Here is a 20,877-nt window from a genome sequence, read left to right as displayed (position 1 = left end):
GGCGCCCCGCGCGGGCCGCCGGGGCGCCAGCGTCCGCACGCGCGTCATGACCGCCCTCGTCGTCCTCGTGGCGCTCGGCCTGCTCGTCGCCGGCACGACGACCTGGCTGCTCCAGCGGCGCAGCACCGACGAGCGCATCGACTCCGCCCTGACGCGCACGGTCCAGCAGCTGCGCGGCACGGCGGGCGCCACCGCGCAGGGCGGCGTCGACGAGGCGCTGCGCCGGGCGCTGCGCGACACCGTGCCCCTGCCGCGGGAGGGGATGCTCGCCCTGCGCGACGGACGACCCGCCTGGTACGCGCCGCGCACGGTCGCCGTGCGGCTCGAGGACGACCCCGCCCTCGTCGCCACCCTCGCCCGCGTCGACGACGACACCGCGCGCATCGCGACCGTGCGCACCGACCGGGCCGAGTACCGGGTGGCCACCGTGCCCGTGCGCGTCGAGGGCGACCCGGCGCGCGGCCTCTACGTCGTCGCCACCCTGCGCGACGCCGAGCACGCCGAGCTCGCGGCGGCCTGGCGCGGGTACGCGCTCGTGGCGCTCCTCGCGCTCCTCGTCGTCGGCGTCGCGGGATGGCTCGTCCTCGGGCGGCTCCTGCGACCGCTGACCCACCTGCGCGACACCGCGACCCGCATCAACGACACCGACCTCTCGCGGCGCATCCCCGTGACCGGCCGCGACGACGTCGCCGACCTCACCCGCACGGTCAACGCGATGCTCGACCGCCTCGAGACCGCCTTCACCGGGCAGCGCCGCCTCCTCGACGACGTCGGCCACGAGCTGCGCACCCCGCTCACCGTCATCGGCGGGCACCTCGAGCTGATGGACACCGGCGACGAGGACGACGTCCGGGCCGCGCGCGACCTCGCCCTCGACGAGGTCGACCGGATGCGCCTGCTCGTCGACGACCTCGTCGACCTCGCCCGCGCCGACCGGCCGGACTTCGTGCGCCCCACCGAGACCCACGTCGGGATGCTGACCGACGAGGTGCTCGACAAGGCACGCACGCTCGGCGACCGGGTGTGGCGCGTCGGCGAGCGCACCGAGTCGGTCGCCCGCCTCGACCCGGCGCGGGTCACGCAGGCGTGGCTCCAGCTAGCCGCCAACGCCGTCCGCTACTCCGAGCCGGGGTCCGTCGTGACCCTCGGGTCGGCCCCCGACGGCGACCGCGTCCGGCTCTGGGTCCGCGACGAGGGGCGGGGCATCGCCGCCGACGAGCTCGACACCGTCTTCGAGCGCTTCGTCCGCGGGCGCGAGGCGCAGGAGTCCGGCACGCCCGGCTCGGGGCTCGGCCTGGCGATCGTCCGGGCCATCGCCGAGGCGCACGGGGGGCGCGTCGAGCTGTCCTCGGCGCGCGGCGTCGGCACCACCGTCGTGCTCGACCTGCCCACCGGCACACCGTCGCCCGCCACCGACCAGCCACCGCCGTCGACCCCGGAGGTCCCGTGAGCCGCATCCTCGTCGTCGAGGACGAGCAGCGCATCGCCGCGTTCGTCGCCAAGGGCCTGCGCGCCGCCGGGATGGTCCCGACGACCGTGCGCACCGGCCGCGAGGCGGTCGAGCACGTGCTCGCCGGCGAGGTCGACCTCGTCGTGCTCGACCTCGGGCTGCCCGACCAGGACGGCTTCGGGGTCCTCGACCGGCTGCGCGGCAGCGGCTCGACCGTGCCGGTCATCATCCTCACGGCGCGCTCGTCGGTCGAGGACACCGTCGCCGGCCTCGAGGGCGGCGCCGACGACTACATGAGCAAGCCGTTCCGCTTCGAGGAGCTCCTCGCGCGGATCCGGCTGCGGCTCAGCGCGTCCGCTGCGCCTGCGACCACCTCGGTGCTGGCGCACGGACGGGTCACCCTCGACCTGCGGACCCGACGGGCGGGCGTCGACGGGCGCGACGTCGACCTCTCGGCGCGCGAGTTCGCCCTCGCCGAGACCTTCCTGCGCCACCCGGGGCAGGTCCTGTCGCGCGAGCAGCTGCTGTCGCGGGTCTGGGGCTACGACTTCGACCCCGGCTCCAACGTCGTCGACGTCTACGTGCGGTACCTGCGCACCAAGCTCGGCGCCTCGGTCATCGCGACGGTCCGCGGGATGGGCTACCGGCTCGACGGCTGAGGCGCCCGGGCCAGGCAGCCCTCCGCCAGCGCGAGCAGCTCGCCGGGGTCGGCGCTCCCCCCGGCGCGGCCGTGGTCGGCCGCCCCCACCACGAGCGAGAGGAGCACGCCGGCCGTCCGGACGTCGAGCGCCTCGGCGCCCGCGTGGCCACCGTCGAGCGCCTCCTGCCGCCAGCGCGCGGCGACGGACGCCCCGGCGGGCCCGAGCGCGAGCGCGTGGGCGACGACGCACGCGAGGTCGTCGACGCGGTGCCCCGGGCCGAGGCCGTCGACGTCGAGCAGGCCCGTGACCCGACGGTCGCCGGGCTCGCCGACGACGGTCAGCTGGCCCTCGTGCAGGTCACCGTGGGTCGGGACGACCGGGCCGAGGTCGAGGGTCGCCGACCGGACGAGGACCTCGTCCGCGACGGTTCGGGCCCGCTCGGCCCAGGCCGTGCCGTCGAGGGCGGCGGCGTGCGCCCCCGCCCGGTCCGACCACGCCGGGCGGGCCGGCAGGTCGAGGACGGCGGGCGGCATCCGGTCCAGGAGGGCGACGAGGTCGCGCACCGCGACGCCGGACGCCTCGTCGGCGAGCACGGAGTGCAGCAGCCCCTCGCCGGTGGCCGCGGCGAGGACGACGAGCCCGTCGGGGTCGGCGCGCAGGACCTCGGGGACGGGCAGGCCGGCGGCGGCGAGCATCCCGTGGCGGGCCACGACGTCGGCGGCCGGAGAGGTGCCCCCGCGGCCGTGCGGGCGCAGCACCTTGACCCAGTGCACGACGCCCCCGCGCTCGGCGCGGACCACGGCGCGGCGCAGCGGCCGGTAGGTGACGAGGTCGTGGGCGGTGACCGGGCCCTCGCCGGGGAGCGCCGCGGCGAGGGCGACCGGGTCGGTGGCCCGCGCGAGGGCGGGCAGGGCGGGGTCGTCGGGGAAGCGCCAGGCGAGCACCCGGCCGGCGTCGCCGTCGAGGACGGCGACGCCGGGGCGCGCGGTGTCGACGCCGCGCGCCCGGCTCGTCGAGAGCAGGACGTAGTCCTCCCGCTCGACGCCGGCGGCCCGGACCCGCACCCGGAAGCCGACGCTCGTGCCGTCCCCCGGGCGCGTGTGCACCGCGTGGAGGGAGTGCTCGAGGACCTCGCTCCCCGCCGAGGCGCAGGCCAGGGCGAGGAGGTCGGCCGCGTCCGGTCCGAGGAGGTCCGGGCCGCCGGTCACGGGGTCAGTCCGCGCTCGGCGCCGTGGCGGCGGTCGCGGCCGTGGCGGGCGTCAGCGGGCTGGCCGGGGTGACGGCGGTGGCCGGGCTCGCCGGCGTGACCGGGGAGGCCGGGGTCGCGGCCGTCACGGGGCTGGCCGGCGTCACGGCCGTGGCGGCGGTCGCGGGCGTGAGCGGCGAGGCCGGGGTGGCCGCGGTCGGGTCGGCCACCGGCGTCGTCGGCGCGGGGACGCCGGCCGGGTCCGAGGCGGTCCCGGAGGGGGCCGGGCTCACGTCGACGGGCGAGGAGGAGGCCGGCACGGAGACCGACGGGGACGGGGTGGTGTCCGCCACGGCGGCGCCACCCCCCGCCACGGCGGAGGCGGCGACGGCGACGGCGCCGAGGGCGCCACTGATGATCCAGGTCTTGCGGGGCAGGGTGGGCACGGGGTCCTCCTCGGGGCGGGGCGGCGGGGTGCCGCCCGGATGCCTCCACTGTCGGTGCCGGCCGTGAGGCCCCCGGGAGAGGCGGATGAGACGCCTCTCATCTGCGCGTCCGCCCCCGGGCACGGGGCGGCCCCGCCCTCCGGAGCAGGGGGTGGAGGGCGGGGCCTGGGCCGCGCGTCGGGCGGGAACACGTTCCCGTGCAAGGGGGTTCCGACCGCAGCGCGCTCATCCTGTCGGTCCTGGGCGCCACGGGGCGACCCCGGGACCGGCGCGGCGCTGTGGCCTGCGTCACACCGGACGAAGCCGCAGGTCAGCGGGTCTCGACGAGCAGCCCGTCCTTGACGGCGTCGCGCAGGAAGCGCGTCACCTCGGTCCGGACGGCCGCGTCGTCGGCCCCGAGCAGGCCGCCGATGGCCGCCGCGGCGGCGCGGGCGGTGAGGTCCCCGTCGCAGACCGACACGAGCGCGGCCGTCACCGTCGACAGGGTCAGCTGCCGGCGCAGCCCGCCGCCCTGGCGGAGCAGGACGAGCAGGGCGTCCTCCTCCCCGGGCTCGCGGTGGGTCTCGACGTCGACGTCCGCCGCGCACCGCCAGGCGACGTCGAGCAGCGCGTCGTCGTCGTGCTCGGCGAGCCACGTCCGGGCGTCGAGCCCCGCGAGCACCGTCGGTCCCATCGGGGACGCGACGGGCCAGCCGACCTCCACGAGGTCGCGGAAGGGGGCCCGGTCGGTGCGCGGGCGCTGGAGGGTGATGACGCCGAAGCCGATGGACTCGACGTCCCGCGCGGCGAAGTCGTCGAGCCAGGCGGCGTACATCGTGTTGAAGTCGGCCGTGCCGGGATGGTGCCCGCCGTCGCGCGACCAGGTCTCGGCGTACTCGGCCGGGTCCTGGACCTCGCGCTGGACGACCCACGCGTCGAGCCCGGTCCCGTCGAGCCACTCCCCGACCCGGGTGCGCCAGTCGCCGCCGCGCGGCACCTCCCAGTTGCCGAGGAGCTGGGCGATCCCGCCGGGCTCGAGGTGCTCGCCGACGGAGCGCACGAGGTCGCGGACGACGTCGTCGCCCGAGGCCCCGCCGTCGCGGTACTCGAAGAGCGGGACGTCGCCGGAGCGCGGGGTGATGACGAAGGGCGGGTTGCTCACGACGAGCCCGAAACGCTCGTCGGCCACCGGCGCCAGCATCGAGCCGGCGCGCACGTCCCACTCGGCGCCGTCGAGCAACGCGTTGAAGCGGGCGTAGCCGAGGGCCCGCTCGGACAGGTCCGTGACGACGACCTCGTCGGCGTGCTCCTCGAGGTGCAGCGCCTGCACGCCGCAGCCGGTCCCGAGGTCGAGGGCGCGCTCGACGTGCGGCCGCGGGGTCCACGACGCGAGGGTCGCGGACGCGCCGCCGATGCCGAGGACGTGGTCCGGCTCGAGCGGGCGGCCCAGCGCGAGCTCCCCGAGGTCCGAGGCCACCCAGCGGTCGCGGCCGTCGGCGGCGTAGGGGCGCAGGTCGCAGAGCGCGACGAGGGCGTCCCCCTCCGGCGCGACGAGCCCGAGCGCGACGGCTCCGTCGACCCCGAGGGTCGGCAGGGCTCCGGCCACCTCGGCCGCGTCGACGGGGTCGCCGAGCGTGAACAGCCGCACGAGGACGGCGCGCGGGTCGTCGGAGTCGGCCGTCGCCCGGCGCGCGGGCATCGCCTGCTCGCGGTCGAGGGCGGCGGCGGCCATCGGGCCGAGCAGGGCGGTCACGCCGGCGACGGTGAAGCCGGTCGCGGTGAGGTCGTCGCGCAGGCGCTCGACGAGGCGGGCGTCGGCGAGGGGCGGGTTCGCGGTCATCGGGACGAGCCTAGGGGGTCGCCCCGCACGCGACGAGGGGCCGGCCCCGGGTGGGACCGGCCCCTCGTCGGGGGTGCGCCGTGCTCAGACCTGCGCGGGGCGGGGCCGCTCGGCCGGGGCGGCCTCCGGGTCCTCGTCGCCGCCGATGGCGAGGTCGCGGCTCTTGGAGACGGCGACCGACGCGACGACGACGACGAACGCCAGGGCGGCGATGCCGAAGCGGATCGGCGCGGAGGCGTCCGGGCCGATCGACAGGGTGACGATCGCCGGTGCGATGAGCACCGAGACGAGGTTCATCACCTTGATGAGCGGGTTGATCGCCGGGCCGGCGGTGTCCTTGAACGGGTCGCCGACGGTGTCGCCGATGACCGTGGCCGCGTGGGCCTCGCTGCCCTTGCCGCCGTGCGCGCCGTCCTCGACGATCTTCTTCGCGTTGTCCCACGCGCCACCGGAGTTGGCGAGGAAGACGGCCATGAGGGCACCGGAGCCGATGGCCCCGGCGAGGAAGCCGGCGAGCGCCCCGACGCCGAGGCCGAAGCCCACGGCGACCGGCATGAGCGCCGCGAGGAGGCCCGGCGTCGCGAGCTCGCGCAGCGAGTCCTTCGTGCAGATGTCGACGACCTTGCCGTACTCGGGCTTGGCCGTGCCCTCCATGATCCCGGGGATCTCGCGGAACTGGCGGCGCACCTCGAAGACGATGGCGCCGGCGGCCCGGGTGACCGCGTTGATCGCGAGGCCGGAGAAGAGGAACACGACGGCCGCACCGATGATGAGGCCGACGAGGGTGCCGGGCGAGGTGACCAGGCCGTAGGCGTTCTGCAGCCACTGGGCGTCCTCGATCGAGCGCGGCTGCAGGCCCGGCAGGACCTCGTTGACCGCGGTCTGCCAGGCGTCGGTGTAGGAGCCGAAGAGCGCGGTCGCCGCGAGGACGGCCGTCGCGATGGCGATGCCCTTGGTGATCGCCTTCGTCGTGTTGCCGACCGCGTCGAGCTCGGTGAGGATCTGCGCGCCCTCGCCGTCGACGTCGCCGGACATCTCGGCGATGCCCTGCGCGTTGTCGGAGACCGGGCCGAAGGTGTCCATCGCGACGATGACGCCGACGGTGGTGAGCAGGCCGCAGCCGGCGAGCGCGATGAGGAAGAGCGCGAGCGCCGTCGAGCCGCCGCCGAGGAGGAAGGCGAGGTAGACCGCGCCGCCGATGATCGCCGCGGTGTAGACGGCCGACTCCAGGCCGACGCCGATGCCCGAGAGGACGACCGTGGCCGCACCGGTGAGCGAGGTGCGCGCGACGTCCTTCGTGGGGCGCTTGTCGGTGCCGGTGAAGTGACCGGTCAGCCAGAGGATGACCCCGGCGAGCACGATGCCGATGACGACCGCGAGGACCGCCGCCTGGCGCGGGTCGCCGGCGAGCTGCTGGATGCCGGCGTTGTCGCTGCCGAGCTCGGCGTAGGTGCTCGGCAGGTAGGCGTAGGCGGCGACGGCCGAGAGGACGACCGAGACGCCGGCGGCGATGTAGAAGCCGCGGTTGATGGCGCTCAGCGGGTTCTCGCCCGGGCGCGCCTTGGTGATGTAGACGCCGAGGAGGGCGGTCAGGGCGCCGATCGCCGGCACGATGAGCGGGAAGACGAGGCCGTAGGCGCCGAAGGCGACCGACCCGAGGATGAGCGCCGCGACGAGGGTGACCGCGTAGGACTCGAAGAGGTCCGCGGCCATGCCGGCGCAGTCGCCGACGTTGTCGCCCACGTTGTCGGCGATGGTCGCCGCGTTGCGCGGGTCGTCCTCGGGGATGCCGGCCTCGACCTTGCCGACGAGGTCGGCGCCGACGTCGGCGGCCTTCGTGAAGATGCCGCCGCCGACGCGCATGAACATCGCGAGGAGCGCGGCGCCGAAGCCGAAGCCCTCGAGGACCTTCGGGGCGTCGCCCTTGTAGAGGAGCACGACGACCGAGGCGCCGAGCAGGCCCAGGCCCACGGTCGCCATGCCGACGACGCCACCGGTGCGGAAGGCGATCTTCATCCCGAGGTCGCGGCCGCCGGGCTGGCGGGCGGCCGAGGCGACGCGGACGTTCGCCTTGACCGCGAGGCTCATCCCGAGGTAGCCGATGGCCGCCGAGAACAGCGCGCCGACGACGAAGAACGCCGACCGGCCGACGCGGACCCCGAAGGTGTCGGCGGGGAGCAGGAACAGGAGGCCGAAGACGAGGACGACGAAGATGCCGAGGGTGCGGAACTGGCGGCTCAGGTACGCCTGGGCCCCCTCCTCCACGGCAGCGCCGATCTCCTGCATCTTCTCGGTGCCCGGGTCGGCGGCGAGGACCTGCCGGCGGAACACGACGCCCATGGCCAGGGACACGAGCGCGATGACCGCGACCGTCACCACCAGCGTCAGGTTCGAGCCCGTGAGTTCCAGGCCTCCTGACTCGGCGGTCGCGAGTGCGAGGGGTGCCATTCCATCCTCCTTGACGGCGTGGACCGCCCCCGAGCGCGAACAGCGCCTCGACAAGGGCGGACGGCACGGACCCTACCGGTCTCCTCCGTCGGCCCGCCCGCGCAGGACGAAGTGACGCGTTTCACACCCGGCGGCGACGCCGCTGGTCAGCGGCGTGACCGCGGGGACGCACCGACGGAGGGTGCGGGGAGGTCGCGCCGGACGGCGCGAGGAGGGGCGTCGGGTCAGGCGGCGAGGGCGTCGTCGAGCGAGCCGTGGATGCCGAAGACCTTGTCCAGGCCGGTGATCCGGAAGACGCGCAGGATGCGGTCGCTCGTGCAGACGATGCGCAGCCAGCCGCTGTTGTTGCGGACCGTCTTCAGCCGGCCGACGAGCACACCGAGGCCGGTGGAGTCGAGGAAGGTCACGGCATCGAGGTCGACGACGAGGCGCGTGTGGCCGTCGGCGATCTCCTGGTCGAGGGTCTGGCGGAGCTGCGACGCCGTGTAGACGTCGACCTCTCCCTCGACGGTGACGACACTGACGTCGTCCTGGTGGGACGTCGTGAGGGAAAGCTCCACGCGTCTGGCTCCTCGGGTGGCTCAGGCAGGGGTCGGTGCTGGTCACCGGCCTCGGGGGTCGTCGGGACCAAGGATTACCGTAACCGGCGTGTCCAGCCCCGCGCAGCACCTCTCCCGGCTCGCCGGTGACGGGGTGCCCGGGCGGCTGGTCCACGTCGAGCAGATCCCGGCCCGTCCGGCACGTCTCGCGCAGTGGCCGGACGACCTCGAGCCGGCCGTCCTGTCCGCCCTCCTCGCGGGCGGGCTGGAGCACCCGTGGAGCCACCAGCGCGAGGCGATCGACCTCGCCCGGGCCGGGCAGCACGTCGTGCTCGCCACCGGCACCGCGTCCGGCAAGAGCCTCGGCTACCTCGTGCCGGTGCTGTCGTCGGTGCTCGAGGCGTCGACGCGGGGCGGGGTGCGGGGACCGACCGCGCTGTACCTCGCGCCGACGAAGGCCCTGGCCGCCGACCAGCTCTCGCGGATCGAGGACTTCGCCGTGCCGGGGGTGCGGGCCGCCACGTACGACGGCGACACCCCGCCCGACGAGCGCCGCTGGGTCCGCGAGCACGCGAACGTCGTCCTCACCAACCCCGACCTCCTGCACCACTCCCTCCTGCCGGGGCACGCGCGCTGGTCACGCTTCCTGCGGGACCTGCGCTACGTCGTCGTCGACGAGTGCCACGTCTACCGCGGCGTCTTCGGCTCGCACGTCGCCGCCGTGCTGCGACGGTTGCGGCGGGTCGCCGGCCGCTACGGCGCGTCCCCGACGTTCGTCCTCGCGTCGGCGACGGTCAGCGACCCGGCCGCGCACGCCTCGCGCGTCACCGGGCTGCCGGTGCGGGCCGTGACGACCGACGGCTCCCCGCGGGGCGCGATGACCTTCGCGCTGTGGGAGCCGGTCACCGACGCCGACGGCACCCGGCGCTCCGCCACGACCGAGGCGGCCGAGCTGCTCGCCGACCTCGTCGGCCACGGGGTCCAGACGGTGGCGTTTGCCCGCAGCCGGGCCGGGGCGGAGTCCCTCGCGACGGGCGCGCGGCGGCGGCTCGAGGCGCTCGACCCGGGCTCGGGGTCGGCCGTGGCCGCCTACCGCGGCGGCTACCTCCCCCAGGACCGCCGCGAGCTCGAGCGCGGGCTGCGCTCCGGCGCGGTGCGCGGGCTGGCCGCGACGAACGCGCTCGAGCTCGGCATCGACGTCAGCGGCCTCGACGCCGTGCTCGTCGCCGGATGGCCGGGGCGGCGGGCGAGCCTGTGGCAGCAGGCCGGCCGGGCCGGGCGCTCGGGCGGGGAGTCCCTCGCGGTGCTCGTCGCCGCGGACGACCCCCTCGACAGCTACCTCGTGACCCACCCGGAGGCCATCTTCTCGGCGCCCGTCGAGGCGACCGTCGTCGACCCCGAGAACCCGCACGTCCTCGCGCCGCACCTCGCGGCGGCCGCGGCCGAGCTGCCGCTCGGGGACGCCGACCTCGAGCTCTTCGGGCCCGGCGCCCGTCGGCTGCTCGACGTGCTCGTCGCCAACGGCATGCTGCGCCGGCGCCCCACGGGGTGGTTCTGGGCGCGCGAGGACCGGCCGGCCGAGCACATCTCGCTGCGCGGGGCGAGCGACGTCGTCGCGGTCGTCGAGACGCGCACCGGCCGGGTCATCGGCACCGTCGACGAGGCCTCGGCGCACGCGCAGGTCCACACCGGGGCGGTCCACCTCCACCAGGGCGAGTCGTGGGTCGTCACCGGGCTCGACCTCGAGGCCCGGGTCGCCCATGCCGTCAAGGGAGACCCCGGCTGGTCGACCTTCGCCGAGTCGGTGAGCCGCTTCGACGTCCTCTCGACCAACCGGGTCGCCGACCGGGCGCGGGTCCGGGCGGCGTACGGGTCGGTGCGGGTCACCGGGCAGGTGACCGCGTTCACCCGGCGGCTGCCGAGCGGCGAGGTCATCGGCCGGCACGCGCTCGACCTGCCCGAGCGCTCCCTGACGACCAAGGCCGTGTGGTGGACCGTCGACCCCGAGGTCCTCCTGGCCGCCGGCGTCGCCGAGGAGGCGGTGCCGGGTGCCCTGCACGCCGCCGAGCACGCGGCCATCGGGATGCTCCCCCTCGTCGCGACCTCCGACCGGTGGGACGTCGGCGGCGTCTCGACCGCGCTGCACCCGGACACGGGCCTGCCGACGGTCATGGTCTACGACGGCTACCCCGGCGGGGCGGGCTTCGCCGAGCGGGCGTTCGTCGCGTTCGAGGCGTGGGTGCGGGCCACCCGCGACGCCGTCCTCGGGTGCCCGTGCCGGGCGGGCTGCCCGGCGTGCGTGCAGTCCCCCAAGTGCGGCAACGGCAACGAGCCCCTCGACAAGGCGGGCGCGGTCGTCGTCCTCGAGCTGGCCCTGGCCGGCACCGCCTGAGCCGGAGGGGCGCCGCACCCGGCCGCCCCCGACTCCCGGGTCCGGGTCCGGGTCCGGGTCCGGGTCCTGGGACCGTCCCGGTGCAGCCTCCTCGGGCCACCGTCGCACGGCCGGCGGCGACACCCTCGACGCCGCAGGTCGGGAGGGACGCGTGGGGCTCCGCCGCTGGTCAGGGCGGTAGCCTCCGAGACATGGTCCTCCTCGGTGTCGTCCTCGTCGTCCTCGCCCTCGGCGTGGGAGCACTCCTCGTCCTCGGCGCCGTCCGCCTCGACGACCCGGTGGTGATGAACGTCCTCGGCGGCCAGGTCGAGCTGCCGCCGATCGTCTTCCTCGTCACCGGCATGGTCGTCATCTCCCTCTTCTGGCTCGGCTGGGTCGTCCTGCGCAGCGGCCTCAAGCGCGGCCACCGCCGCCGGGTCCAGGCCCGCGAGGCCGACCGCACCGCCCAGGAGGAGCGCGCCGCCGAGCAGAAGCGCCTCAAGGAGGAGGTCGACGCCCGCGAGCGCCAGCTCGCCGAGGAGCGTCGCCGCCACGAGGAGGAGGCCGCCGCGCTGCGCCGCGAGGCCGACGAACGCGTCGCGGAGCAGCACGTCGCCACCGAGACCGCCCGACGCCGGGCCGAGGTCGCGGAGACCCGCACGGACGGCACCACGACCGACGTCCGCCGCGACTGACCGCTCCCCCACCACCCCTCGCTCCCACGGGTCGAGGTGACGGACGACCCGCTCCGGGCCCCCTGTCACCTCGACCCGTTCTCGTCGCCCGCGGGGCCGGCGCGCGCCACGGCCTCGACGGACGAGGGCAGCACCGGCGCCCCGGCGCCGTCGACCACGACCGACACCCGCACGAGGACCGACCCGTCCCCGCCCCCAGCGCAGGCGACGAGGACCGCCCCGTTGCGCCGGACCACCTCGGCCGCGGCGGCGCAGTCGGGGGCGCCGCCCCGGACGAGCGGCCCGGCGGCCGCGAGCGCCCCGAGGTCCGCGGCGCCGCGGGCGCGGTGCAGGTCGGTGACGAGGCCGGCGAGCACGAGGCCGCCGGTGACCACGGCGACGACCGCGCCCACCGCGCCGACCACGAGTACCGTCCCGCTCCCCCGCTCACGGCGCTCCGGGCCGGGTGAGCCCAGCCGGTTGCGGCGCCCGGCGCCCGGACCGCCCCGACGGGTCCCCTCCTCGCGGCGCGCGTCGCACGGACCCCTCTGGTCGCGCCCCTGCCCGCGGCGCGCAGGACCCGGTCCGCCCCTGCCCCTCGTCCGACCATCGACGCTCATGGCTCGACCTCCCAGCCGTCCTCACGGCGGGCGACGACGACGGCCTCGACCCGGGGCACCGCGCCGAGCGTCCCGAGCAGCGGAGGGGCCGGCGCCCGCACCGTCACCTCGACCTGGGCCCCGGCGCCGCCCACCTCGACGACCGCCCCGCCCGGCGCCACCCGCAGCGCCGCCGCCCGGGCCACCGCCTCGCTCTCGCCGCGGGCGAGGAGCCGGACACCGACCTGGGCGGCGTCGGCGCAGCGCACCCGGTCGACGCCCAGCTGCACGGCCGAGAGCCCGAGCGCCAGCACGAGGAGGAGCGAGGGGACGGCCACGGCCAGCTCGGCCGTCACCGCCCCCCGCTCCGCGCGACGACGACGCGTCACGTACCGAGCGCCGACACGATGATGCTCGTCAGCGCTCCCTTGACCGGCCCGGACTTCACGACCACCAGCAGCAGCGCCGCGAAGGCGACCGCCGCCACGGTGCCGACCGCGTACTCCGCGGTCGTCATCCCGGCCTCGCCGAGCCGGGGGACCCGGCGGGCCACCGCCCTGACGGACCGGACCACTCGTGCTCCCATGGAGAACCTCCCTGCGTCGTGGGCGCGACCACCCGCGCCCTCCTGGTCCCACCGTCGGCCCGGTCGGCGGCGAGGTCGAGGGGCGCCGGAACATCTGTGGACGAGCGCGTCACCGGGGCCCGCCTGTGGACGACGGCCGGGCGCCGGGGAGGGCGGGCACTGCGCACTCAGCCCCAGCGCGAGAGCAGGGAGAGCACGACCGGCACGACCGTCGTCGCGACGAAGCCCGGCAGGAAGCACAGGCCGAGCGGCAGCACGAGCAGCACGCCGGCCCGGGCGCCGGCCGCCTCGACACGGCGGGACTCCGCGGCCCGCATCCGCCCGGCCGCGTGCTCGACGAGGTCGGCGGGGGGAGCGCCGGCCGACGCCGCTGCGTGCCACGCGGCCGCGGCGGGAGCCCAGCCCGGCCCGACCCGCGCCCACGCCCGGTCCGTCGGCTCGCCCCAGCGGTGAGCGGCGGCGACGACACCGAGCGCGGCCCCCGCGGGCCCGTGGTCGACGCGCGCCACGGTCTCGAGGGCCTCGAGCACCCCACCGCCGCCGCGGACGACCGCCGCGAGCAGGCCGAGCGCCGTCGCGGCCTCCTCGACGGTCGCCGACCGAGGGACCTCGCCCGACCCGGTACGGGGCCGCCGTGGCCACGGCGCACCGCGGGCGCGAGCGGTCAGCAGGGCGGCGAGCGCCACCATCAGGGCGACGAGCAGCATCACGCCTGCCCGTCGGTGCGACCCGGCCGCCCGGCCGCGCCGACGAGACGCCGCGCCCACCACCACCCGGCGAGCGTGAGGAGCGCGCCCACGAGGGCGGACAGCCGGGCCGCGGACGTGGCGTAGAGGCTGGTCGGCGACAGCCCGAGGACGAGCCCCACCACCGGGCCCGCCGCGGGCAGCAGGGTGAGGACGCGCATCGAGGCGCGCGGACCGGCGAGGGTCGCCTCACGTCGCTCCCGCGCCGCGCTGCGTGCCCGCAGGGCCGCGGCGGCCGCGGCCGTCGTGTGCGACGCGGCCGCACCGGTCTCCTCGGACAGCCGCCAGGCCCGACCGAGCAGTCGGAGGTCGTCGACGACCCGCGGCCGGACGCCCGGCGGGGGCGCGGCGAGCACGCCGGCCACGCCCTCCCCCGTGCTGGCGGCGACCTCGACCCGGTCGCGGAGCCACGGGGCGGCCGAGGCGACCCCGGGCGAGCGCGCCGCGACGTGCACCGCCCCGGCGAGGGGGACGCCGGCCCGCAGCGCGACCGCCGTGACCTCCGCGAGCTCGGCCACCCACCCGGCCGTGACGCTCCCTCTCCGGCGCGCACGCAGGATCGCCACGAGGGACGTCCGCCCGGCCCCCGGCTCGGACCCGGCGGTCGCCGCCCCACCACGCGGCCAGGCGAGCAGCACCCCGGCCACGACGAGCGCGGCGACGAGAGCCATCACGCCGCTCCCGACGACGACGCGAAGCCCACCGGCGGCGCCGTCCCCGGCGGCAGGAGGGCCAGGAGCCGCGGCCAGGCAGGGGTCGCGACCGCACCGGTGGCGTCGCAGCGCAGGGCGACCTCGACCTCGACGAGGCCGTCAGCCCGGGGGCACAGGACGCCGACCCCGCCGATCCGGCGGCCCGCGTCGTCGCGCACGACGTGGACGACCGCGTGCAGCGCCCCGCGCAGCTGGGCGTGGACCGCGGCGCGGGGCATCCCGACGAGCGAGGCGAGGGCCTCGAGCCGGGCCGGGACCTCCTGCGGCCCGTTGGCGTGCAGCGTCCCCGCCCCGCCCTCGTGACCCGTGTTGAGCGCGGCGAGGAGGTCGCGAACCTCCCCACCCCGCACCTCCCCGACGACGAGGCGGTCGGGGCGCATCCGCAGTGCCTGCCGCACGAGGACGGAGAGCGACACCTCGCCGGCGCCCTCGACGTTGGGCGCCCGTCCCTGCAGGCGCACGACGTGAGGGTGGAGCGGGTCGAGCTCGCGGACGTCCTCGACGACGACGAGCCGCTCGGCGGGTGGGCACTGCGCGAGCAGGGCCCCGAGCACGGTCGTCTTGCCGGCGCCGGTGCCACCGGTGACGAGCAGGCTGCGGCGCGCGGCCACGAGGCCGGCGAGCACCGCCGCGGTGCCCTCGTCCGCCATCCCGTGCTCGACGAGCGACGCCACCCCGGCGAGCCGCCGCCGGGGGATCCGCAGGCTGACGTGCGCGCCCTCCTCGACGAGCGGCGGCAGGACCGCGTGCAGCCGCACCCCGCCCGGGAGGAGCCCGTCGACCCAGGGCTGGGCGTCGTCGAGGCGCCGGCCGGCGAGGCCGGCCAGGCGGACCGCCAGCGCGCGCACCGCGACCCCGGGCAGGGCCACCCCCGAGGGCCGCACGCCACCACCCCGGTCGACCCACACCGACCCGTCGCCGTTGACGAGGACATCGGTCACCGTCCGGTCCTCCACGAGCGGGGCGAGCGGCCCGAGACCCACGAGCCCGGCCTCGAGCTCGCGGCCCGCGCGCACGCCGCCCTCGCGACCGAGCAGCGGCAGCGACGCCCGCGCGACGGCGGCGATGCGCGCCGGGCTGGGCCCCTCCCCCGCGGCGATGGACCGCTCGACCGGGCCGGTGGGCCCCGGGACGGACGGGGCATCCCGCCGGGCCGTGGACCTCACGACGCCTCGCCGAGGACGGAGACGACGGCGTCGGCGCACCGGCGCAGCGGGCCGCGGGTGCTGCCCGGCCAGAGGCCGCGCTCGGCCTCGCGCTCGACCTGCGGGTCGTCGGGGACGTGGTGGAGGTGGGGGACGCCGAGGTGATGGCGCAGGTCGTCGAGGACCGCCGGTGCCGGTCGGGTGCCCCGGGTGACGAGGCGCAGGGCGGGCGGGTCGACGCAGTCGTCGGCGACCTGCGCGAGGTGGCCGACCACGGCGTCGGCATCGGCGAGCCGGCGCGTCTGCAGCCCGGTGACGACGACGACCAGCGCGGCGCGGGGCAGGAGGGTCGCCAGGTGGGGGGAGGCGGCGGGGACGTCGACGACGACGGGCTCACCGGCACCGAGCAGGCTGGAAAGGGTGTCGGCGACGGCCTCCGGCGCGAGGTCGCGGGTCGCGGCGCCCGCCGCGGCGAGCACCCGTGCTCGCGCCTCGGCGGGGAGGGCGTCGAGGAGCGGCCGGGCCGGCGCCGCCCCCCGCAGCCCGCCGAGCGCCGGCCAGCGGTGGCCGGGCAGGTGCTCGACACCGGCGGTCACGTCGAGGCCGCCGCGGGAGGTGTCGAGGTCGACCACCGTCGCGGCGCCGCGGGCACCGGCGAGGCGGCGTCCGACGGCGAGGGCGAGGCTGCTGGCGCCCAGGCCGCCGGACGCGCCGACGACGAGGAGGAGGGGTGCGGGTGTGTCCATGACGGCAGGCTGTCGCGCCCGGGACGCGGCTCACCAGAGGCCTCTGGGCATCTGTGGACGACCGCGCCGGGACGCGGCGCCTGTGGACGACCGGCCCCGGTCGGGGGCGGGGCCCCCGCGACCCGGGGCGTGGCTGGGCGAAAGACATCCGGACATGGGACGGCCCCGGTCGGGGGCGGGGTCCCCGCGACCCGGGGCGTGGCTGGGCGAAAGACATCCGGACATGGGACGGCCCCGGTCGGGGGCGGGGTCCCCGCGACCCGGGGCGTGGATGAGCGAAAAGCATCCGGACATGGGACGGCCCCGGTCGGGGGGACAACCGGGGCCGTCGGCGAGCCGAGCTCCGGGGGGGAGAAGCCGGTTCGCCGGTCGCTCAACCCCGAAGGGGAGCGAGTGAGTACATCGTGACTCATGGATGCCCCCGGGCGCAAGCCCGGCAGACGTACCCCTGAAAACTACCTGAGAATGTCCTCAGATATGCGGGATCCGTAGGTTTCCTCCAGATTCTTCCACGCATGCCGACAGTTTGTCCCCGGTTTTCCGTGAACGCCTACGGTCACGCGCTGAGCACGCGTTCACGGAGGGCCCGAGACCCCGGTTCGTCCACGAGGCCCCCGCTCGGAACCGGGGTCTCGTGGACATCTCAGGGTCACCCCGACACGTCCACCGGCCCCGGGGCGGGTGGCGGTCCGGGCACGACGACGCCCTCGTCGGGCGGACGAGGGCGTCGTCCTGCCGCGGTCTCCGGGCGACCAGGCGTGCTGTCGTGCCGTGGCCGTGGGACGAGCCCGCGGCAACCGGTCCATCAGTGGACTGCCCGCGCGTGGGTACCCGTCGTCCGCGGTAGGTCTTCGGTGAGGGCTGCTGCCCTCACCCCCAGTTGTACTCCTGCACACCGCCGCCCACAAGGACTCGCGGCCGACGTGGAGCCCGACGGGAACGGGTGGCCGCGGCCTCAGCCGAGGCGGCCGGCGAGCACGGCGTCGGCGACGAGGGCGCCCTCGTCGGCCGCGGCGCGCACGGCCGTGCAGCAGTGCGAGACCCACAGCCCGACGCCGACCGCGTCGCCCCGGCCGTACGCCGCGAGCGCCCCGAGGTAGGCCGCCCCTCCCCCGGCGGCGTGCCCGGCCTCGGTGACGGCGACGCCGGTCGGGTCGAGCCCGCCGGCGTGGACGACCGCGCGGTCCAGGGCCCGGGCGACGACGGCGTTGCCGCGGACGAAGGGCCGCACGGTGGCGATCTCGGCGTGGACGACGGCCGCGGCGACGACGACCGGCAGCCGCGGCAGGGCGAGCAGGACCTCGCCGAGCGCGCGCAGCCGCACCGCGACCTCGGCGGCGGCCGGGGCCGGGCCGAGGTCGGTCAGCTCGCCGCAGTCCTCGTCGGGCAGCCGCGGGCGGCCGAGCGCGTCGTCGGGGACGAGGCCGGCGGCGGCGACGGTGTGCAGCCGGGCGAGCGCCTGGGCGGGGGCGCGCAGGACGAGCGGCTCGACGTGCTCGGTCTCGGCGGTGGCGGCCACGGCGCCCCGGGCCACGCGCTCGACGGGGTCGGGCTCCGGCGACCAGGTGGCCGCCCCCCGGACGATGTCGCGGACGGCGTCGAGGGGGATGGTCGCGCCCTCGAGCCCGGCGCTGGCGACGGCGCCGCGCACCCGCGACTCGGCCGCGGCCTCGGCGGTGCGCCGGCGCAGCGCGTTGTGCCAGCGCAGCCGGGTGCACGCCTCGCGGGCGGCCTCGACCTGCTCGGGCAGCCCCGGGAGCTCGGCCAGCCGGGCGACGGCCTCGACGACGGGCGAGGGGCCGGACGGCGGGGCAGCAGGCACGCGCGCAGCCTAGCCAGCGGGGGTGACGAGGCCCCCGGCCGGGACCCGGATGCCCGCCAGCTGCCGGGCGCGGGCGACCAGGCGCCCGGTCGAGTCCCAGACGTCGGCATCCTCGACGTACACCGACCCCGCGACCGCGTCCGCGCGCAGGGCGACCTGCAGCCACCCCGGCGCGGGCCGGCCGAGCACCTGCCCGCTCATCTCGTAGGTCGGTGCCCACCCGGCGACGCCGAGGTCGAAGGCCACCGGCATGAGGCAGTCGACGACGAAGGGCAGCATCGTCACGTCGGGCTCGCGCCCGTCGGCCATCCGCACCCAGGCGCGCAGCTCGCCGCGGCCGGTCGGGCGGCCCACCGCGAACCCGGCCGTCGCGGGAGCGACCCGCACGTCGAGCCGGTCGAGCAGCGTGATGGCCTCGCCGGGGCCGCCGGCCTCGCGCCGCGCGGGCACGCAGGCCTCTGGCGGCGGCATCGCGGGGGCGGCCGGCCAGCGGTGGCCGGGCTCGGCGGTCACGGAGAGGTCGCCGAGCGTGGCCGTGACCCGCGCCCGCTCGACCGGGCCGTCACCGCCGTCCTGCAGCAGGCGCACGGCGCCGGTCGACACGGAGCGGCCGACCCGCAGCACCTCGGCGCGCGCCTCGACCGGGCCGGGCTGCGCCGCCGAGAGGAAGAACGTGCTCCACGCGAGGACGTCGGGATGCCCCGCGCCCACCGGCCCCTCGACGAGCGCACGCACGCCGAGCGCCATGAGCACGCCCCCGTTGACCGCGGCACCGACGACCCAGCCGTCGCCGAGCTCGCCGACCCCCACGGCCTCGGCACCCCTCGCCGCCTCCGGCCCGTCCGGCCACGTCAGCCGCAGCACCTCGTCGAGCTCACCCACGGACCACACCTCTTCGTCGCTCTGCCGCACCGGACCCCGCGAGCCTAGGGTGTGCCCATGACGGGCAGCATCCACTGGCCGACGGCGGTGCTCGTCGCCGGGACGATGCTGCTGCTCTGGCTCGGCGTCGCCCTCCTGCGGCGCAGCCGCCGGCGCGGCTTCATCTCCGAGACCGACCGCGCCACGTACGCCACGCTGCACACCGCCTCGCTCGCGTCGCGCCACCTCGCGGACGGCCTGACCCCCGAGTCGGCCGAGCGCGCCGGCCGCCACCTGCTCTCCATCCTCGGGGCGCACGCCGTCTCGCTCGCGACGCCCGGCAGCGTCCTGTCGTGGACCGGCACCGGCGAGCACCACCGCGACCTCGCCGTCGCCCTCGGCGAGCAGACCCTCGAGACGGGGCGCACCGTCGCGCACGGCCCCGACGCCGTCGGCTGCTCCGACCCCGACTGCCCGGTGCGGATGGCCGTCACGGCGCCGCTCGTCTCGGACGACCTCGTCGTCGGCACGCTCACCGCGTGGACCGCGTACTCCTCCCCCGGCCTGACCCGCGCGACCCAGGAGGTCGCCGCGTGGGTGTCGAGCCAGCTGGCCCTCGCCGAGCTCGCGCGCACCCGGGGGCAGGTCGTCGAGGCCGAGCTGCGGGCGCTGCGGGCGCAGATCAGCCCGCACTTCATCTACAACAGCCTCGCCGCGATCGCCTCCTTCGTGCGCACCGACCCCGACCGCGCCCGCGAGCTGCTGCTCGACTTCGCCGACTTCACCCGGTACGCGCTGCGCACCGGCGGCACCTTCACGACCCTCGCCGAGGAGCTGCGCAACGTCGAGCGCTACCTCGTGCTCGAGCAGGCGCGCTTCGGCGACCGCCTCCAGGTGTCGCTGCTCGTCGCGCCCGAGGTCCTCACCGTCACCGTCCCCTACCTCGCGGTGCAGCCGTTGGTGGAGAACGCGGTCCGTCACGGGCTCGCGACGAAGGAGGGCCCGGGCCACGTGAGCATCACCGCGACCGACCTCGGCACCGAGGCCGAGATCGCCATCGAGGACGACGGCGTCGGCACCGACCCCGAGCACGTCCGCACCATCCTCGACGGCGCGCGCGCGACCGACTCGGTGGGCCTGGGCAACGTCGACGCGCGGCTGCGGCAGGTGTACGGCGACGAGTTCGGGCTGGTCGTCGAGACCGCCCCGGGGGCCGGGACGCGGGTCAGCTTCCGTGTGCCGAAGTTCGCACCCGGGGTGCACGCACAATCCTGACCGCTGGCCGTAGGCTGCCCGGCATGTCCACGGAGCGGGGGCTGGTGGTGCTCGTCGTCGACGACGAGCTCCCCGCGCTGTCCGAGCTCGGGTACCTCGTCGGCCGCGACGAGCGGGTCGCCGAGGTCATCACCGCCACCAGCGGCACCGAGGCCCTGCAGGTGCTCGACGCCCGCGACGTCGACGTCGTCTTCAGCGACATCTCGATGCCGGGCCTGGACGGGATGGCCCTCGCGCGCGTCATCTCGCGCTTCACCGAGCGGCCCCAGGTCGTCTTCGTCACCGCGCACGAGCGCCACGCCGTCGACGCCTTCGCGCTCGACGTCACCGACTACGTCATGAAGCCCGTGCGCGAGCAGCGCATCGCCGAGGCCGTGCGCCGCGTCGTCGAGCAGCGCGAGCGCGGCACCGCCCGTCCGGCGCCCGAACCGGCCAGCGCCGCAGCGGTGGTCGAAGACGAGACCATCCCCGTCGAGCTCGGCGGGGTCACCCGGTTCATCACGCGCAGCCAGATCCGCTACGCCCAGGCGCACGGCGACTACGCCCGGCTGCACACCGACACCGGCAGCCACCTCGTCCGGGTGCCGCTCAGCCTGCTCGAGGAGAAGTGGGCGGACTTCGGGTTCGTCCGGATCCACCGCAGCACCCTCGTCGCGCTGCCCCACGTCTCGGCCGTCCGGATGGACCACGGCCGCTGCTCGGTCGTCGTCGGGCAGGTCGAGCTCCAGGTGAGCCGCCGGCACACCAAGGAGCTGCGCGACACCCTCCTGCGCCGCCCCGTCGGCGAGCGCCAGCCCGGGGACTGACGGG

Annotated in this window: 20 protein-coding genes; 6 read left to right on the top strand and 14 right to left on the bottom strand. The window is 77.1% G+C overall.

The window, feature by feature from the left end:
- Positions 1–46: 46 nt before the first annotated feature.
- Positions 47–1,450, top strand: coding sequence for a sensor histidine kinase (locus HL663_RS06550; RefSeq protein ID WP_286175986.1), 1,404 nt, complete (start codon positions 47–49; stop codon positions 1,448–1,450).
- The gene (locus HL663_RS06545; protein ID WP_173027602.1) at positions 1,447–2,109 is read left to right on the top strand and encodes a response regulator transcription factor; all 663 of its coding nucleotides are present in this window, start codon (positions 1,447–1,449) and stop codon (positions 2,107–2,109) included. The genes HL663_RS06550 and HL663_RS06545 overlap by 4 nt, the downstream gene beginning before the upstream one ends.
- On the opposite strand, the gene HL663_RS06540 is transcribed toward HL663_RS06545, so the two are convergent.
- From HL663_RS06540 to HL663_RS06520, 5 genes are all read right to left on the bottom strand, one after another.
- Positions 2,091–3,299 (bottom strand): phosphotransferase, encoded by a 1,209-nt coding sequence (locus HL663_RS06540; RefSeq protein WP_173027601.1) that lies wholly within the window; start codon positions 3,297–3,299, stop codon positions 2,091–2,093. The two genes, HL663_RS06545 and HL663_RS06540, sit on opposite strands and share 19 nt — an antisense overlap.
- Positions 3,300–3,303: 4 nt before the next feature.
- On the bottom strand, positions 3,304–3,723 hold the full coding sequence (locus HL663_RS19115) for a hypothetical protein (RefSeq protein ID WP_216842695.1): 420 nt from the start codon (positions 3,721–3,723) through the stop codon (positions 3,304–3,306).
- Positions 3,724–4,033: 310 nt separating this feature from the next.
- Entirely contained in the window at positions 4,034–5,542 is a 1,509-nt protein-coding gene (locus HL663_RS06530; RefSeq protein WP_173027600.1) for a DUF7059 domain-containing protein, read from the bottom strand.
- Between the two features lie 84 nt (positions 5,543–5,626).
- Positions 5,627–7,990 carry a sodium-translocating pyrophosphatase gene (locus tag HL663_RS06525; RefSeq protein WP_173027599.1) on the bottom strand — a complete coding sequence of 788 codons (2,364 nt, stop codon included), beginning with the start codon at positions 7,988–7,990 and terminating at the stop codon, positions 5,627–5,629.
- A gap of 224 nt (positions 7,991–8,214) precedes the next feature.
- Complete coding sequence (locus HL663_RS06520) at positions 8,215–8,550, bottom strand: STAS domain-containing protein (protein ID WP_173027598.1); 336 nt, start codon at positions 8,548–8,550, stop codon at positions 8,215–8,217.
- An 88-nt stretch (positions 8,551–8,638) separates the two neighbouring features.
- Between HL663_RS06520 and HL663_RS06515 the strand changes: the two genes are divergently transcribed.
- A complete protein-coding gene (locus HL663_RS06515; protein ID WP_216842694.1) occupies positions 8,639–10,921 on the top strand; it encodes a DEAD/DEAH box helicase in 2,283 nt (760 codons plus the stop codon).
- Between the two features lie 191 nt (positions 10,922–11,112).
- Positions 11,113–11,595 (top strand): hypothetical protein, encoded by a 483-nt coding sequence (locus HL663_RS06510; protein ID WP_173027596.1) that lies wholly within the window; start codon positions 11,113–11,115, stop codon positions 11,593–11,595.
- Between the two features lie 65 nt (positions 11,596–11,660).
- On the opposite strand, the gene HL663_RS19345 is transcribed toward HL663_RS06510, so the two are convergent.
- The 9 genes from HL663_RS19345 to HL663_RS06465 all read right to left on the bottom strand — a co-directional run bounded on the left by HL663_RS19345 (position 11,661) and on the right by HL663_RS06465 (position 18,813).
- Entirely contained in the window at positions 11,661–11,999 is a 339-nt protein-coding gene (locus tag HL663_RS19345; RefSeq protein ID WP_173027595.1) for an Rv3654c family TadE-like protein, read from the bottom strand.
- Positions 12,000–12,190: 191 nt separating this feature from the next.
- The gene (locus HL663_RS06500; RefSeq protein ID WP_173027594.1) at positions 12,191–12,529 is read right to left on the bottom strand and encodes a TadE family type IV pilus minor pilin; all 339 of its coding nucleotides are present in this window, start codon (positions 12,527–12,529) and stop codon (positions 12,191–12,193) included.
- Between the two features lie 29 nt (positions 12,530–12,558).
- Positions 12,559–12,759: a DUF4244 domain-containing protein gene (locus HL663_RS06495; RefSeq protein WP_173027593.1), complete on the bottom strand. Its 201-nt coding sequence runs from the start codon at positions 12,757–12,759 to the stop codon at positions 12,559–12,561.
- Positions 12,760–12,926: 167 nt separating this feature from the next.
- The gene (locus HL663_RS06490; RefSeq protein ID WP_286176047.1) at positions 12,927–13,466 is read right to left on the bottom strand and encodes a type II secretion system F family protein; all 540 of its coding nucleotides are present in this window, start codon (positions 13,464–13,466) and stop codon (positions 12,927–12,929) included.
- Positions 13,466–14,176 (bottom strand): type II secretion system F family protein, encoded by a 711-nt coding sequence (locus HL663_RS06485; protein WP_173027591.1) that lies wholly within the window; start codon positions 14,174–14,176, stop codon positions 13,466–13,468. Before HL663_RS06485 ends, HL663_RS06490 begins: the two co-directional genes overlap by 1 nt.
- Positions 14,176–15,384, bottom strand: a complete 1,209-nt coding sequence (locus tag HL663_RS06480; RefSeq protein WP_286175985.1) for a TadA family conjugal transfer-associated ATPase — start codon at positions 15,382–15,384, stop codon at positions 14,176–14,178. Before HL663_RS06480 ends, HL663_RS06485 begins: the two co-directional genes overlap by 1 nt.
- Positions 15,381–16,109 (bottom strand): CpaE-like family protein, encoded by a 729-nt coding sequence (locus tag HL663_RS06475; RefSeq protein WP_173027590.1) that lies wholly within the window; start codon positions 16,107–16,109, stop codon positions 15,381–15,383. The genes HL663_RS06480 and HL663_RS06475 overlap by 4 nt, the downstream gene beginning before the upstream one ends.
- Before the next feature lie 955 nt (positions 16,110–17,064).
- The gene (locus HL663_RS06470) at positions 17,065–17,931 is read right to left on the bottom strand and encodes a hypothetical protein (protein WP_173027589.1); all 867 of its coding nucleotides are present in this window, start codon (positions 17,929–17,931) and stop codon (positions 17,065–17,067) included.
- Between the two features lie 9 nt (positions 17,932–17,940).
- Positions 17,941–18,813, bottom strand: a complete 873-nt coding sequence (locus HL663_RS06465; RefSeq protein WP_286175984.1) for a thioesterase family protein — start codon at positions 18,811–18,813, stop codon at positions 17,941–17,943.
- A gap of 57 nt (positions 18,814–18,870) precedes the next feature.
- Here HL663_RS06465 and HL663_RS06460 point away from each other — a divergent pair, with 57 nt between their 5' ends.
- On the top strand, positions 18,871–20,067 hold the full coding sequence (locus HL663_RS06460; protein ID WP_173027588.1) for a sensor histidine kinase: 1,197 nt from the start codon (positions 18,871–18,873) through the stop codon (positions 20,065–20,067).
- Positions 20,068–20,090: 23 nt separating this feature from the next.
- Complete coding sequence (locus HL663_RS06455; protein WP_173027587.1) at positions 20,091–20,873, top strand: LytR/AlgR family response regulator transcription factor; 783 nt, start codon at positions 20,091–20,093, stop codon at positions 20,871–20,873.
- Positions 20,874–20,877 lie beyond the last annotated feature (4 nt).

This window comes from Arthrobacter sp. NEB 688, from assembly GCF_013201035.1.
Taxonomy (GTDB): domain Bacteria; phylum Actinomycetota; class Actinomycetes; order Actinomycetales; family Dermatophilaceae; genus Phycicoccus.
This window is presented reverse-complemented; position numbering and strand designations above follow the sequence as displayed.